Annotated in this window: 12 protein-coding genes; 4 read left to right on the forward strand and 8 right to left on the reverse strand. The window is 37.4% G+C overall.

Translation table 11 applies throughout. From position 1 onward, the window contains the following. Positions 1–3: 3 nt before the first annotated feature. From ligA to B4C08_RS07805, 4 genes are read right to left on the reverse strand one after another with little or no spacing between them, the layout of a single operon-like run. Positions 4–1,974 (reverse strand): NAD-dependent DNA ligase LigA, encoded by a 1,971-nt coding sequence (gene ligA, locus B4C08_RS07790; protein WP_296664271.1) that lies wholly within the window; start codon positions 1,972–1,974, stop codon positions 4–6. A 4-nt stretch (positions 1,975–1,978) separates the two neighbouring features. Then, a complete protein-coding gene (trmB, locus tag B4C08_RS07795; protein ID WP_296664272.1) occupies positions 1,979–2,710 on the reverse strand; it encodes a tRNA (guanosine(46)-N7)-methyltransferase TrmB in 732 nt (243 codons plus the stop codon). Then, complete coding sequence (locus B4C08_RS07800) at positions 2,703–3,359, reverse strand: hypothetical protein (RefSeq protein WP_296664273.1); 657 nt, start codon at positions 3,357–3,359, stop codon at positions 2,703–2,705. The genes trmB and B4C08_RS07800 overlap by 8 nt, the downstream gene beginning before the upstream one ends. 3 nt (positions 3,360–3,362) lie before the next feature. Continuing rightward, positions 3,363–4,529, reverse strand: a complete 1,167-nt coding sequence (locus B4C08_RS07805; protein WP_295798076.1) for a hypothetical protein — start codon at positions 4,527–4,529, stop codon at positions 3,363–3,365. A 130-nt stretch (positions 4,530–4,659) separates the two neighbouring features. On the opposite strand from B4C08_RS07805, the gene B4C08_RS07810 reads away from it, so the two are divergent. Further along, entirely contained in the window at positions 4,660–6,651 is a 1,992-nt protein-coding gene (locus B4C08_RS07810) for a hypothetical protein (protein WP_296664274.1), read from the forward strand. Further along, positions 6,641–7,858, forward strand: a complete 1,218-nt coding sequence (gene dinB / locus B4C08_RS07815) for a DNA polymerase IV (RefSeq protein WP_296664275.1) — start codon at positions 6,641–6,643, stop codon at positions 7,856–7,858. The genes B4C08_RS07810 and dinB overlap by 11 nt, the downstream gene beginning before the upstream one ends. Here the strand turns inward: dinB and B4C08_RS07820 are convergent. Genes B4C08_RS07820 through B4C08_RS07835 form a run of 4 tightly spaced genes read right to left on the reverse strand, consistent with a single transcriptional unit; the run spans position 7,809 to position 12,542 of the window. Further along, positions 7,809–9,857 (reverse strand): hypothetical protein, encoded by a 2,049-nt coding sequence (locus tag B4C08_RS07820; protein WP_296664276.1) that lies wholly within the window; start codon positions 9,855–9,857, stop codon positions 7,809–7,811. The two genes, dinB and B4C08_RS07820, sit on opposite strands and share 50 nt — an antisense overlap. After that, positions 9,857–10,555 carry a tetratricopeptide repeat protein gene (locus B4C08_RS07825; protein WP_296664277.1) on the reverse strand — a complete coding sequence of 233 codons (699 nt, stop codon included), beginning with the start codon at positions 10,553–10,555 and terminating at the stop codon, positions 9,857–9,859. The genes B4C08_RS07820 and B4C08_RS07825 overlap by 1 nt, the downstream gene beginning before the upstream one ends. 11 nt (positions 10,556–10,566) lie before the next feature. Further along, the gene (surE, locus tag B4C08_RS07830; protein WP_296664278.1) at positions 10,567–11,373 is read right to left on the reverse strand and encodes a 5'/3'-nucleotidase SurE; all 807 of its coding nucleotides are present in this window, start codon (positions 11,371–11,373) and stop codon (positions 10,567–10,569) included. After that, on the reverse strand, positions 11,370–12,542 hold the full coding sequence (locus B4C08_RS07835; RefSeq protein WP_296664279.1) for a galactokinase: 1,173 nt from the start codon (positions 12,540–12,542) through the stop codon (positions 11,370–11,372). Before B4C08_RS07835 ends, surE begins: the two co-directional genes overlap by 4 nt. Positions 12,543–12,596: 54 nt before the next feature. Between B4C08_RS07835 and lnt the strand changes: the two genes are divergently transcribed. Further along, a complete protein-coding gene (gene lnt / locus B4C08_RS07840) occupies positions 12,597–14,414 on the forward strand; it encodes an apolipoprotein N-acyltransferase (RefSeq protein ID WP_296664280.1) in 1,818 nt (605 codons plus the stop codon). Then, positions 14,411–14,947: a hypothetical protein gene (locus B4C08_RS07845; RefSeq protein WP_296664281.1), complete on the forward strand. Its 537-nt coding sequence runs from the start codon at positions 14,411–14,413 to the stop codon at positions 14,945–14,947. Before lnt ends, B4C08_RS07845 begins: the two co-directional genes overlap by 4 nt. Positions 14,948–15,090: the final 143 nt, after the last annotated feature.

Consider the following 15,090-nt stretch of genomic DNA (forward strand, 5'->3'; position numbering starts at 1 on the left):
TTATTAAAACTCGACATTCGACATATCAATAAGGGCAAGGAATTCTTTTTCATCTATGACAGGAATTCCAAGCTCCATTGCCTTTTTATTTTTTGAAGAGCCGGAAGAAGTGTCGTTTGTAACAAGAAAGCTCAAGCCCTTTACAACAGAAGACTTCACTGCTCCGCCATTTTGTTTTACAAGATTCTGCGCATCTTGCCTCTTCATGGAAAAAAGCTCGCCTGTAAAGCAGAACGACTTGCCTGCAAGTTTTCCCTGCGCAGTTCCTTCAACAACAGAAATAGTTCCGCTTGAAACAAGGCTTTGCATTTCTTCATGGTTTTCTTGAATTCCTTCAACAAGAGTATGCGCCAAAGTTTCTGCAAAACGATAGACGCCGGCAATTTCTTCTTCTTTCGCATCGAAAATTTTCTGCAAAGTATTGAAGCCGCCTGCAATCAAAGTTTCAACAACAGTTTCGCCTATTCCTTCAATGTCAAATCCCGCAATAAATTTTGCAAGTGAAATTTTTCTTCTTGACTGAATCGAAGCAAAAACTTTTTCCGCGCCAAGAGACCTTTTTTCTTTTTCCATGCTTTCCGAATTCAAAAAGTACGGAACTAAATCACTGGCAGTCAAAGAATATAAATCCGAAATTGAGCGGACCTTTTTTGTTTTAAAAAGACTGGTGATTAAAGTTTCGCCTAAGTCGCGAATGTCAATGACATTTATCCATTTTAAAAGCTGATGGAGAATCCGTTTTTCACAGTTTTTATTTGGACAAAAAAGCCTTGTGCCTTCATCAATTAGAGCAGTTCCGCAGCAAGCGCATTTTTCAGGAATCTTTACAGGAGGAAGATTTTCTTGCTCTGGAAGCACGCTAACAATTTTTGGAATTATTTCTCCGCGCTTTACAACAACAACATGGCTTCCGATTTTTACATTCAATGCGCGTATAAGGTTCGGATTTACAAGGCTAGCTCTTTTTACAGTCGTTCCGTTCAAGTCAACAGGATCAAAAACTGCGACTGGAGTATAAGTTGCGCCAGTTTCATTCCATTCAATGTTCCTTATAACGGAAACTGCTTCTTCAAGGCTAAATTTAAAAGCAATCTGGCGATCAGGTCTGTCGCGCAAGGCATCTTCGTGATTCACAGCCCGCTCTTTTACAACAAGTCCGTCAATGTCATAGTCAAGTTTTTTTCTAAGCTCCATTACAGAAGAACGGTAATCTATAACTTCCTGAGCATTTTTGCAAATTTTAAGAGGAACAACATTGAATCCGTTTCTTTGCAAAAAATCAAGTTTTCCTTCTTCATCAGTAAACGGCTGCTTTCCTTCGGAAGCCCAGACATCGTAAGTTATCAATGTAAGATTTTCGCTGCCTTCGCCGTCTTTGCGTTTCATAAGTCCATTCGCGGCATTGCGGCAGTTAGCTTTGTCAGAAAAAAATTTTTCGTGAACCTGATGAGTCATTATGACTTCTCCTCGGATTCCGCCTGTAAACTTTTCCTTTAACGTCTGAACAACGCCCTGCATTTTTTTTGCATTCGCTGTAATCACATCTCCTACAGCTCCGTCTCCTCTTGTAACGGCACGCAAAAAAATTCCGTCCGCATACTGAAGCTCAAGGGAGGCGCCGTCAAGCTTGTATTCAACAAGATATTCTGAATAGTCGTGTTTTTTTGCCCAGTCAAGAAATTCCTCTGGAGATGCGGCTTTTTCCTGGCTGCCCATTGGCATTACGTGAGGAGCTTTTTGAAAATTCCCGGAATCTGCGCCAACTTTATGAAGAATAGGATTTGCGCTGTCCAGCAATTTTAGTTCGTCCCAAAGCTTGTCAAATTCCGCATCAGAGATTTCAGCCTCGCCGTTATAATACGAAGCCTGGTACTTTTCTATAAGTTTTTCAAGCTCAGAAATTCTTTTTACAGAGGATTTTTTTAAGGCTTCATCATTTGACTTTTTACATTCCTCAACATCAAAAAGCTCCATCGGGCTATTCCTCATCTTTTACAAAAACAAGCTCGAAAATTTCACGACCGGCATCAAGCCCTTTCTGCTCAAATTTTGTTCTTGGCCTCCATTCCTGATGAGGCGCAAATTTTTCGTATTTATTATGAATGCCTTCTGTACATGAAAGCTCTTCAAGCGCGCTTACAGCATATTCTTCCCAGTCAGTTGCAAAATAAATATATCCGCCGGGAGATAATTTTGAAACAAGCAGATCCGTGCGAGGACGTTGAAGCAAACGGCGTTTATGGTGTTTTTTCTTTGGCCAAGGGTCTGGAAAGAAAATATGAAAGCCTGCAAGAGAATTGCCAGGAATCATAGTTTCAAGGATTTCAAGCGCGTCATATTCAATCAAATAAAGATTTTTCAGCTGCCGTTTTTTTATTTCCCCAAGAAGACGGCCAACTCCAGGAACATGAACTTCACTTCCTATATAATTCATGTTCGGATTATCCTGCGCAATCTGAGCTGTAGCGTGTCCCATTCCAAATCCGATTTCCATTGTAACTGGATTTGTGTTGTTAAAAATATCTGTAAAATTAAGCGTTCTATGCTCAAACGGAATACACCAAACGTGGTGAAGCTCTTCATAGCTGCGCTTTTCATTTTCGGTCATGCGTCCAGCACGAATCACATAAGTTCTAACCGGGCGTCTAAAAATACTGTGGTCTTCTAAATTGTCAGTGGGAATATTCCCATCGGCGTCGTTACTAGGCATCAGTTTCCTCGCTGTTATTGTTATATTGCTGCTCCAAACTTTCTGGAGGCATAAGGCAAATTACAGAATCGTTTTTTAAAGTATAGCATGTTCTGATAAATCCCGCATCTTTGTAGTCATCAAGAATGGAATTTCTGTTTTCCCATTCTTTGTTCTCCTTTCCATAATAAAGCAAAACTCCGTCTTTTGTGTAAACGGCAATTTTTTTTTCTGAATTATCGAATCCGTTTGGAAAATCTTTATTCGTCAAAGTTAAAATATTTTCAGGATAATCGACTGAAAATGAAATTTTCTCTTCATCTCCCGCCATGTCAAAGTAGGTTAAAACATATTCTCCAGCAGGAATTTTCATTCCAAAAGCAGCAACTATATTCGCACAGCCAGCCCAGGAATTTTTGTTTTTATCTTCAAATTTTACAAGCTCATCGCAGTTCCATTCAAGCCCTGAGTCTTTATTCACAATTTTAATTTTTGAAGCAAGCCTGACATCGCTTTCAGAATTTACAAAAACAGAAAGTCGCATATCAGGTGGATTTTCACTATAATCAAAAATCACAGAAGATTCCGCAGAAGCAACTTGCGCGCTGTCTTGTGAGCACGAAAAAAAGAGAACTGAAAAAATAAAAACAAACAGGGCAGTTTTCCGCATAACTTAAAAATTGAATTTCAAGTTTATAACGGTAAGGTCGCTGGATGAAGACTGATTTACAATTGATTCAAATTTAATATTGACTTTTTTACAGGCATCTTCCAGATAAGACAAATAGTAAAGTCCCAAATCTGTTCCTTCCTGTCCATCCGGCATCTGGCGGTAAAAGTCAATCAGCGATTTTTTGTTAAGATTCGCAGACATTTTGCTTTCGATGTTTTCTTTTACTTCCTGAAATTCATCGTCTTTATTGTACAATGTGATTTGCAAAAGTCCCTGCTTTCCAATTGACATAGAACCGCCGCCCAAAGTCCAGGAAAGAAAAACAAGCTCATGCTTACGCTGAAGCTCTTTTACAATTTCCGAGCGGATTTTCGGGTCAAATATAAGCGTATCCGAATTATCAATTCCCTGATAAAGATATTTTGCAGCCTTTTTTACATTGTTGTTTTCGCTGTTCAAGGCAAGTTCCATGACCATTACCGAAATATATTCTGCAACTTTTGATTTTGTCATGTACGAAGCGAGCTGCTGGCGCAAAATTGAAAGAATTTCATTAAAACCGTCAGTTTTATAAAATTTCACAATTATGTACCAGTTCATCAAAGTGAGCCTGTTCAAAAACTTTTCAGTCATAAGAAGATAGACGTTTTTTTCTTCCGGACTGTATTCAGAATTGGACATTATGCTTTTCCAAACTGGATCAAGAATTGTCTTTTTTGCAGCCTGAATCGTAGAATCTTTCATTGCAAGAGTCATTCTAAGTTGTTTTTCCGGAATTACAGTTTTTTCATCAATAAGAGATGAAGGATTCTGCCTGTTATGATGTCTTATACATTCACATTTTATAATCGCCGCATAAATTTCGCTGTCAAACTGCTTATACAAAATCGAAAAAACAATCAGCTTGGACAAATCCATAACATCTTGGCGGTGGGAAACGAATTCCGGCATGGAAATTTCCATCTTGGAAATATAGCCCAAAAGAATCATGTCCTGCAGAGAGCCAGGTGAAAAAGATGTCATGCTCACGCCATGAGCCGAACGGTTATCTGCGAGTTTCAGATTCAAAAGCTGTTTTTTATGACTTAAAAAATGAGATGTGCCTTCTTCTGTAAGAATAATTTTCAGAGGCAAATCCAAAATAAATTTTTTCTTTTCAGCACACATGCGTTTGATAAAGCTCCTTTGCTTTACATGACTTTAACAATGCTTACAGTATACAACATTGCCGCCTAACTTGCAAACATATTATATGTATTATATTGTAGAAAATGAAAAATTCAAGTAAACTTTGTTTATGGGAAAAAAATTTCTGCTGAAAACAATGTGTTTTCTCTTTTTTTTTGCAGCAATCTTTACGCAGAATCTTTTTTCGCAAGAAAACATTGAATCAAACTTAAATATTTACACAACAAAAGAAATAGAAGATTTTTTAACAAAAAGTAAAATTTCATTTGAAATCCAAGACATTGCTCCGCCAAACGCCGGAAATTTTCCAAAAAATATTCTCATAGAAATTCCTGCTGATAAAAGCAACAAAGAAGATGATACAAACAAAAGCGGAATTTATGATGTATTTTTTGTCTTTAGCCAAGAATTCTTTTTAGAAAAAAAAGAGTTTATTGCAGACTTTATAAATTCAACTTACAAAAAAAAACTTCCATATAACTGTTTAATTTCATTTACTGCTGACAATGAATCATTTCCATTGCCTTCAGTTCAAGCTGCAAAAACAGCAACGGAAGAATTGGCAAAAAACATTTTTTCGTCAGAATCATCCTGTGCAATTTTAATCCGAAATGAAAAAAACGCGCCGCCTTTTATTTTTACAGAAGGAGCAGGAACAATTTCGCCGCAATGGATTGTACAGGCGCTCAAAAAGTCTTGCCTTAAAAACCAAAAGCCAATGGGAGTAAAAACTTCCATGCTGTACATATATAAGCCGCAGTACTACAAAAACAACAGACGGATTTCCGCTTTCCTAAAAAACGATATTCCTGCCGCAGAAATTCCGCTAGGACACACGCAAAAGGACGCAAACATACTTTCTGATATTCAGGACAATCTTATTTCCGCAAGAAGCCAAACCTGGAACAAGCATTACAATTTTATTCCATTTGGAATTTACGGACTTTGGCTTAATGAAGCGCAGCTGACTACAATATATCTTTTTTTTACAATTTCAGTACTTTTTTTTATATGCTTTTACTCGTTTACATACACAGGAAAAAACGAAGCGATTCTAAAAGATATGTCAAGAACCTGGTTTTTAATTCCAGCATATATAATTATAACAGCAGCATTTTTAACTTTGTTCCAGAAAGTGTTTTTTTTCACAGCAGAAAACGGAGTTCTTTACTTTGGACTGAAAATTTTTCCTACAGTGCTTGCAATGTTTTTGCTGGTTTTTGTGCAAATTTTGTTCAACTTTAGAATTTCACTTTCTGCAAACAGATTCCATGGAATTATTTTGAGCGCACTGAATGTCTTTATTTTTTCAGCGTTGGATTTGTCTTTAATGTTCATATTTATCATTGAATATCTGATTGTTTTTCTTTTTAGAAAGCGACGGTCTCTTTTTTTTAGCATTCCGTGCATTTTTCTGATGACAATTCCATTGCTTTGGATTGCAGCGTCGGTCTTTGTTGACATTGACCAAAGAAAAATTTCAAACCTTACCGACACAACTTTCTTTGAAAACCTGATTTTTTCATTTGCCATTTTGCCTTTTATTTTTCAGTGGATAAAACTGATTTTGGTTTCGCACATAAAAGAATTCAAGTCAAGCAAAAAAGTTTTATTTTTACAAGGAATTTTTGTTTCGATTGCAGGAGCTGGAATTATATGCGCAGTATTTTTTGCAGCCGCAAAATTTGTGCAGGGAAATTTTTCAGCCCCACAAAAAAAGCAGATGCAAATCATAGAAAATGCAGAAATTCATCCGGCAAAATTCCTTTGGTCAAAAAAAGCAAAATTCGATATTTTTGAAAACAAGCTGCAAATTGTTCCAGAAAATGAATTCAAAATACTAAGATGCTTTGCAACTTTTGAATCAAAAGAAGGATTTCCGTTTTACGAATGCAACTTTGACTACAATTTCATTTCAGAAAATAAAGTTTCTATTGAAATTCCCGATGCCCCGGAAAATGAGCTGAAAATTTTATTTATGTCAGAAAATGAACTTCAGCTAGAAGCGCAAATTGAGCTTTTTATAATGGACTTAAATGGAAAAATTATCCATTTTACTGAAAAAATCAAAAATGAAGGAAAAAATGCAAATGGAATTTGAAAAAGTTTTTCTTCATGTTGACCTTGATGCTTTTTTCGCTTCGGTTGAACAGCACGACCATCCTGAATACAAGGGGAAGCCTGTGATTGTAGGCGGAATTCCAGGAGACAGAAGGGCTGTAGTTTCAACGGCATCTTATGAAGCTAGAAAATACGGCGTACATTCTGCTCTTCCTTTAACGAAAGCAGTTGAACTTTGCCCGAACGCAATTTTTTTGCGCGGAAACCACAAACGTTATGCAGAAGTTTCGCATAAAATAATGGGCATTTTCAAGGAATTTTCGCCGTCAGTAATCCAGATGTCAATTGACGAAGCTTTTATTGATCTTACAGGAACTGAAAAGCTTTTTGGTCCGCCACTGGAAATTGCAAAAAAAATAAAGGCAAAAGTAAAAGAGCAAACAGGGCTTACAGTAAGCGTCGGAATTGCAAGCACAATGTACGTTGCAAAAATCGCATCTGGATATAAAAAGCCGGACGGAATTACATTCATAAAAAAAGGAGAAGAAGAAAAATTCATTCTTTCACTTCCTATAGAAAAAATATGGGGCATAGGAAAAAAAACAAGGGAACGGCTAAAAAATGCGGGAATATTTTCACCGGCAGATATTCATGGAAAGTCAATTTCTTTGCTGACTACTGTATTCGGAAACGGAATGGGCACATTTTTATATGATGCAGTCCGCGGCGGAAAAGAAATCACATTCGGCGAAGAAGCAAAGAGCCATTCAATAAGCGTAGAGCGGACTTTTGAATTCGATGTGGCAAACGAATATGCAATCGAAACTGCATTTATGGAGCTTTCTGCGCAATTAATCTGGAGAATGCGCACCGAAAATGTCAAGGCAAAAACCGTAAATATCCGAATAAGATACGAAGACTTTAAAACCATAACTGCGCAAGAATCTTCAGAAATTCCAGTTTTAAATGCAGATGATTTGCTTGAACGCTGCTTAAGAATTTTCAACAGAAAATATGAAAAAGGAAAAGGAATCAGGCTTTTGGGCGTTGGACTTTCCGGAATAGAAAACAGCGAAAAACCAACGCAAGCAGAACTATTCGACTTTGGGAACTCAAAAAAAGCAAAACTAGAAAAAGCCCTTTTTGAAATGGAAAGAAAAAATCCTTCCCTTAAAGTCAGAAAAGCGCGTCTTTTATCTACTGAAGCGGAGCAAAATAGCCTGTTTCGTCGCGGCCTGAACGATTAAGAAGATAAGTTTCAATTTCTACAGGCAAATATTTTCTTCCATATTCAGTCGCAAAAGAAGATGTATACTTAAACTGATACAAACCAGAAGGAATATCAACAATATCTTTTATCACCGTTTCCAAGCCTTCCGGACGATATATATAGTAAGAAGTTCCATTTGTGTTTCCTGTTATGTAAGAAATTTCTTCTGACGGCGAAGCTTGGGACAAAAGAACTGTGCTAAAAGAAATTGCATTGTTGTTAAGATAAGCTGTTAAATCTGAAAGAGCATACTGTGTAAATGTATTTTTTGAATCTCCAGCAGAAAGATAAATTATGCCGCGTTTTTTTTCAGCATTGACAAGTCCGTTTGCAGAAAGCCTCACAGCAAGATCCAGCGCAGGATTTTCAGTGTAAGAGTTTTTTAAAGCCTTTGCTGAAAAATCTGAAAGCTGAGACGGACTTCCTGAAAATTCTGTAACAGGAACTTTTCCTGCTGAAACAATCGACACTTGTCCATTTGCGTCCATTGAAGCTGCAAGTTCCCTGACCGCGCCAGAAAGCTGCTCTTCGTATTTTTTCATTGAAATTGAACGGTCAATGAGAATTGTAATGTCAGCAAAGTCATTGTTATTCGCCTCGCCCAAAAGCACAAAATTTTCAACTGGTCTTTTTCCTTCTGTTATAAGGAAATTTTGCTGCTTTAATCCAACAACAGGCTGGCGTTTTCTATTTTCCACGCGGACTTCAACAATAACTTCCGGGAAATTATCAGAAATCACACGCTCAAACTGAACAAAAAAACCGCCCACAAGTTCTGTCATTTTTGACATTACATAAATTTCATTTGCCTTAAAGTCAGTTACAATTATATTTCCGTTCCGATCCGAAACCGCACTTGTAATCAGGCTTTTTCCTTTTCCTGTAATGGCATTTTCAAAAACAGCCCCGGAAGAAAGCTCAACAGCATAAACTTTGTTTCTATCTGTAAGCAAAAGATAATCGCTGCCCCACTGCTTTAAACTTTCAGGACGCAAAAAAGTTCCGTCATTTACAAGAACTCCAAGGAAATTTCCAGCCTTGTCAAATTCGTAGATTCCGCCTTTCACGCTGTCTGCAACAAAAATTCTTCCGCCACAAACCGCAATTCCAGTTGGAGACTTGAAACCGTCAAAGCCTTCTGTTTTTTCACCGAAATGCAAAAGTCCGTTTCCGTCTGCATCAAAAACAACAACTCGTGCGTTTCCAAAATCCGTGGCATAAACGTTCCCAAAGTCGTCTTCTGCAAGATACTGAGGTCCCACAAACTGTCCTTGTCCTCTTCCTCGCGAACCAAAGTATTTTATAAATGAACCATTTTCCGAAAGAATTGAAATTCTGTCTCCTGCGCTCTCTGAAACTGCCAAATTTCCATTTTTTAAGCGGATAACATCCATTGGACGGTCAAATCCATTTATCGGTCCTCTATTTCTTTTTACCACAGTTCCGTTCACATCAAATTGAAGCAGCTCATTCGTGCCGTAGGAAACAACCCAAATGCTTCCATCGTGATTTGAAAGAGAAGAAACTGGCTGACTGTAAATGAGATTATTTCCATTCACATTAGGATAAGAGCCTGATTCCGTAAAACGCTGGGTAAATCCATAGTCATAGTCTGTAACACGCCGGTCGCTTACAATTTCAATTCTATTCTGAAGAAGAAGTCCGCCATAACCAGCTTCCTTGGCATAATTCCATTGCTGTAGCGCAGCTCCTTCTATTCCCGCACGGTAATACGCTTTTCCAAGCCAGTCAAGAACCAAAGGCTCGCCAGGCAAATATGAAAGAGCCTTTTCAAATTCAAGAATGCTTTCATTAAAAGAGCCTCTGTAATAGCTTTGAACTCCACGCCGGAATTCTTCTTCCGCAAACCCAGAATTCGCAGACCGTAAATTCCCAGCGCTAGCCGTATCTTGCAGATTTGTCTGCGCAAAGGCTGAAAATATAAAAGCTATAAAAACAAAAAATATTTTTTTCATTATTCTTCCGCCTTCTGAACTTCCTGAAGGTGCTCCATTATTATAGGGTTTGAACTGTCGGCTTTCATAGCGCGCTTTAAAAACTTTTTAGACTCTGAATAAAGTCCCATTTTATAATAAACCCAGCCAAGGCTATCAAGGCAAGCTGCGCTTTCCGGCAAAATATCTAGTGCTTTTTTGCAACAACTTAGCGCTTTTGCCAAATCTTCACCTTCGCAAGCAAGAACATAGCCCATTCCGTTTAACGCAGTAGGATTTTCGCTGTCATCTTCAAGGGCTTTTTCATAATAGCTAAGGCTTAAGTCAATTTTTCCCTGTTCCCACGCAACATAAGCAAGAGAAGCATAAACTGAAGCCGGCTTATATCCAGTGTCTAAAAGTTTATTCAATTCAAAATCAGCAAGTTTTTTTCTTCCGCTAAGACAATAAATAACAGCCAAAAGATAGCGGCACTGTAAAACTCTGTCCTTGTTCGAAGTGCTGTCCTTATCATAAGAAGCTGTAACTACCTGCTCGAGGTAAAGCAAAGCATCATCGTAACGCTTTAGCTTTGAATAGCAAAGTCCTAAATAATAAGCAAGCTCCACAGAATCCACTCCGCAATCATCTGGAAGTGAAAGAAAATATGTCAAAGCAGCAGGATAATTTCCTTTTGTATATAAAGAGATTCCTTCTTTCATATAGTTTTCTTCTGCCATTTTTCCGCCTTTTACAAATTAAAATCGCATTTTATAGAAGATATATCAGCATAGCTAGGCTCGGTTTCAATAACACTGACTGAAATAAAACCTTTTTCGCAGGCCTTAAAATCCGCAAAATCATTACCATAAGAATGGACACAGGCATCTCCTCCACACTTAGAAGTCATGCATCCATTTTCACATTCAGAAATCTCCAATGTTTCCCAGTAACGTCTTATGCAAGGAACTGTAAGCTTTGCGCCCTTGTAGCTTTTCATTGCAGGCGCATTCACGTTGACAAAATTTCTATAATATTTATGCATAGAATCTAAAATTGTAAGATTTCCGCAAAGAGAAATAAGCTTATCAAGATTTTTACAGGCAAAGTCAGCAAGATTTTCAAAGTACAAAGAGCCGCTTTTGTCGGATTCGTCTTTTGAGGCTGAATCAATGCTAAGGGCAATTCCCGGAATTCCAGAAATACAAGCCTGGCGAGCAGCACCACAAGTTCCAGAATAAACAATATCAGTTCCAATATTCGGTCCGTCATTTATGCCAGAAACAATTACATCGATTTTTTCTGAAATATATTCTCCTTTTAACGCAGAAAGCACGCAATCCACAGGAGAGCCTTCCAAATAATAAGAAAGGCAGCAGTTTTCTTTGTCCACCTTTTTAAGCTCCAGCGGAACAGCAACGTTCATTTGACTCGAAGCGCCAGACTTGTTGAATTTAGGAGCAACTATAAAAACATTGTGTTTTTTTGAAAAAGCCGCAGCAAGAAGTCGAATTCCTTCAGCATTAATTCCATCATCATTAGTAAGCAAAATATTCATATAAGGCGGACTCCATTCGCAGGCTTTACAGAATAGCATTTTGGAGAAAAGCCGAATATTTTTTCGTATTCTTCTAGTTTTTCCTTGTATTTTTCAACATCGCTGTCCCTTAAAATTGTATAAATTCCGCGACCAAAACCTTTTCCTGTTATTCGGCCGCAGTTTACAGGATTTCTTAAGTCATCTGGATTTTCATCAAGTTCATGGACTCTTTTTAAAATCCAGTCAATTTCAGGGCAAGAAATATCGTAATCACGCATATTCTGATGGCTTCGGTTAACAGAGCGCGCAAAAGAAGCAAAATCGTCTTTTTGAATAGCATTAACACAGTCAAGAACACATTTATGCTCATTCATTACGCATAAAAGCCTGCGTTTTGTATCTTCTGAAACAACGCTTAGAACTTCGTTGACTTCAGCTTTGTCTTCCTCGTACTGCCAGCCGCCCAAAACATTTGCCTTTCTTTCTTTAAGTTCGCCTAAAAGCAAAACATTCTCCGGCTGCATAAGACTGTCTTCATTCCAAGTTACGATTCTAGGCACAAGAGCATCAGTCAGCAAAACTGTTTTTCCTTTAAAATTGAAAGGAACTAGCTCGCAGGATTTTTTTGCGTAATCGGTCAGAACCAAATTATTTTCCTTTGAAAAAATCGCAGCAAAACTGTCAGCAGAATGATTTGCCGTTCCAAGAAAATTTTTATTCGCTCTTTCTATAACCTGAAGAATCTGGTCCTGGTTGCATTTTAAGCCGCAAAGTTCCCTTATAGCCCAGCAAGCGGCAACTTTTACAGCGGTTGTTATTCCAAATCCGGCAGAAGGAAGAATTTCAGAATAAATAGTAAAGTCGATTCCCTTTAATTCAAATCCGCCGCTAGAAAATCCGTACAAAATAGATTTTATTGAATTTGCCCATTTATCTTCTTTTTTTAATTTCAGCGAAGAAAGATTCGTATGCTTTTCATCTTCAAGCTGAACAAAATAAAATTTAAATGAAGAATCGTTTCTCAAAGATGCCGAAACATAAACAGGAAGATTTACCGCCATAGACAAAGTTTTATCTTTGAAGAACCAAGTATGTTCTCCAGCCAAATGGAATCTGCCCGGAGCAACCGCTACAACTTCCGGCTCCACTCCATATTCTTTGCGGTGCGCTTCTCTGACTTTTTCCATGATTCCCTTCCCGTTCGTGTTGATTTTTTCTATATATGACATTAAAATAATACAATGAATCAGCTGTTTTTACAAGTTTTTTGTGCAATCTTTTCTGGAGCAACTGAATCTATTTCTATTTCAAATGAAATTCTTCCGTTTGGTTCTCCTTTTACCGCGCTTTTCTGTCTTTCGCCCTTGTACATTGCAGTCTATAAATCAAAATCATACAAACAAACTTTCTTTCTTTTTTTTATACAAACACTTACGGTGCATTTGCTTTCAAGCTATTGGCTAGCGAATTTCCATGGATTTGCAGCATTCACGCTCGGAGCAAGCGCATTGGGAACTGCATTTCAAGGCGGATTTTGCGGAATTATAATGCACGTTTTTCCAAGCAAAATTTCAAAAACAAAAAAACTTCAGGAACAATCCGGCCTTTGCCCGTATCAAATTTTCAAGAGGATTTTATGGTTTTGCGCCTGCTGGATTTTATATGAATACATAAAATCAACTGGAGCGCTCGGCTATCCATGGGGAACGCTTTTCATGGCGGCTTACAGCTGGAAAATCTTTACGCAAATTGCAGACATAACTGGTGTTTGGGGAATAACATTTTTATACGCGCTTTTCTCTTCACTTGCCGCGGAAGTAATAATGAGATGCGAAAATTTCTTAGATAAAACACAAGCTAAAAATGTGAACAAACAGCTTGCCCAAGCCGCAAAATTTACAGCAGCAGTTTTTGCGCTCTGCGGAATTTATGGCGTAATTCAAATTTTAACTCCGCGCTGGCCTGAAAAACTTTTAAACGCAGTAATTGTTCAGCAAAATATAGATCCGTGGGAAGGCGGAGACAAAAAATCAATTGAAATTTCAAAGAAACTTACAAAAAAAGGAATCAGACAGCTTTCTGAGCAAGGAAAAGAAACTGATCTTGTAATTTGGAGTGAAGGCGTTCTTTCAAAAAATTTTCCAAAAGCTGCAAATTATTATTCGCATTTTCCGGAAGATGAAAGCCTAAAGGAATTTATAGCTAGTACGCAAACTCCATTTTTAATCGGCGGCGGAGTTTCCTTAGACCGAAAAAAAAGAAGAAGAACAAACAGCGCGATTCTTTTTGACAAAAACGGAATTTTTTCAGGATTCTACAGCAAAATTCAACTCGTTCCATTTGCAGAGCGGATTCCTTATGCAGAAAATCCAGTCATGAATTTTTTCATGAAAGATGTTGTCGGATTTTATTCAAGCCTAGTACCAGGATTTCAGTATGCACTGTTCAAAATTCCGCTAAAGGGAAACCAAGAATTTGAAACGCCGCTAGATTTCAAAAGAGAAAAATTTGCAGAAATAAAGCTTGATAAAAACGGAAATTCAATTCAAAAGGAAAGAATAAAATTTTCAGAAAACAATCAGGAAAATCCAATTTCATTCTTGAAATTTTCCACTCCAATTTGCTTTGAAGATTCATTTCCTTCAGTTTGCACAAATCTTTTCAAGCTCGGAAGTGAAATTTTTATAAACATCACAAACGATTCCTGGAGCAAAACAAATTCCGCGGAAATGCAGCACTTTATAGCTTCAAGCTATCTTGCAATCGAATACAGGACAACTCTTCTTCGCTGTGCAAATTCAGGATATTCCGTAGCAGTTGCCCCCACAGGAAAAATTTTATACGAACTGCCTTTATTTAAAGAAGATTCCATGGGAATTTCCGTTCCGATTTACAAAAGAAAAATTACATTTTTTTCAGTTATGGGCGACTGGTTTGCATACATTTTTATTTTCGCAGTATTTTTGTGCATAATTTTTTGCATATTAAAAGATAGCATTTTTGTGAACAGAAGAATAATAAGAAAATTTCTTAAAAAGATCATAAGGAAATTAAAATGAAAACCACTACAAGGTTAAAAATTATACGCGGATGCACAACAGTTTTCTTTGCTTCAATTATTTTTATCTGTGGATTTTTTCTAGAACTGAACATTCAAATTGCGGCGGCAGTTCTTTCTGGATGCATTTTAGGAGGAATTCAAGGTGCAGGCAGCGCAGGGATTTTTATAATCGCGCAATTTATTCTCAGCGGATTTTCTTTAGAACAAATAGGAAATTTCACAGCAATATTCGCAAGCACATTTATTTCTGGACTCATCGCTGGATCTCCATCTATAATAGAAGAAAAGTTTTCACCTAAAATATTTTTTAGAATACTTTTTGGATGCCTTATAGGATTTGTCATTTATTATTTTTTTGAAAGTTTATTCCATAAGAATCTTAACTGGATTTATTTTTTATCCGCCGACATTTTTAAATGCATTGGAATTATTATCTTTTCAATAGCAATTCGCCCAAAACTAGCCACATTTCTCTTTCCATCAAAAGAGACTGAAAAAGAAATTGAAGAATTAATAAACAAACTTAAATAACACTTGAAAGATTTTCAAAAATAGCATTAAAAAACTAAAAAAAATCAAAGACAAACTCCGCTTTGCTGCAAGGCAGATGCCATTGCGCGTTGCCAGTGCCACGGATGGGGAAAAGAAAGCCCCCACGGAGAGTCCGGGGGGGG

The sequence above is a fragment of the Treponema sp. UBA753 genome (assembly GCF_002297325.1).
Taxonomy (GTDB): domain Bacteria; phylum Spirochaetota; class Spirochaetia; order Treponematales; family Treponemataceae; genus Treponema_D.

What these genes read in the sequence shown, in the direction of transcription:
- B4C08_RS07810 (WP_296664274.1), top strand. Translation starts at nt 4,660, where the DNA reads ATGGGAAAAAAATTTCTGCTGAAAACAATGTGTTTTCTCTTTTTTTTT.
- lnt (WP_296664280.1), top strand. Translation starts at nt 12,597, where the DNA reads ATGAATCAGCTGTTTTTACAAGTTTTTTGTGCAATCTTTTCTGGAGCA.
- B4C08_RS07800 (WP_296664273.1), bottom strand. Translation starts at nt 3,359, where the DNA reads ATGCGGAAAACTGCCCTGTTTGTTTTTATTTTTTCAGTTCTCTTTTTT.
- surE (WP_296664278.1), bottom strand. Translation starts at nt 11,373, where the DNA reads ATGAATATTTTGCTTACTAATGATGATGGAATTAATGCTGAAGGAATT.
- ligA (WP_296664271.1), bottom strand. Translation starts at nt 1,974, where the DNA reads ATGGAGCTTTTTGATGTTGAGGAATGTAAAAAGTCAAATGATGAAGCC.
- dinB (WP_296664275.1), top strand. Translation starts at nt 6,641, where the DNA reads ATGGAATTTGAAAAAGTTTTTCTTCATGTTGACCTTGATGCTTTTTTC.
- B4C08_RS07805 (WP_295798076.1), bottom strand. Translation starts at nt 4,529, where the DNA reads ATGTGTGCTGAAAAGAAAAAATTTATTTTGGATTTGCCTCTGAAAATT.
- B4C08_RS07845 (WP_296664281.1), top strand. Translation starts at nt 14,411, where the DNA reads ATGAAAACCACTACAAGGTTAAAAATTATACGCGGATGCACAACAGTT.
- B4C08_RS07835 (WP_296664279.1), bottom strand. Translation starts at nt 12,542, where the DNA reads ATGGAAAAAGTCAGAGAAGCGCACCGCAAAGAATATGGAGTGGAGCCG.
- B4C08_RS07825 (WP_296664277.1), bottom strand. Translation starts at nt 10,555, where the DNA reads ATGGCAGAAGAAAACTATATGAAAGAAGGAATCTCTTTATATACAAAA.
- trmB (WP_296664272.1), bottom strand. Translation starts at nt 2,710, where the DNA reads ATGCCTAGTAACGACGCCGATGGGAATATTCCCACTGACAATTTAGAA.
- B4C08_RS07820 (WP_296664276.1), bottom strand. Translation starts at nt 9,857, where the DNA reads ATGAAAAAAATATTTTTTGTTTTTATAGCTTTTATATTTTCAGCCTTT.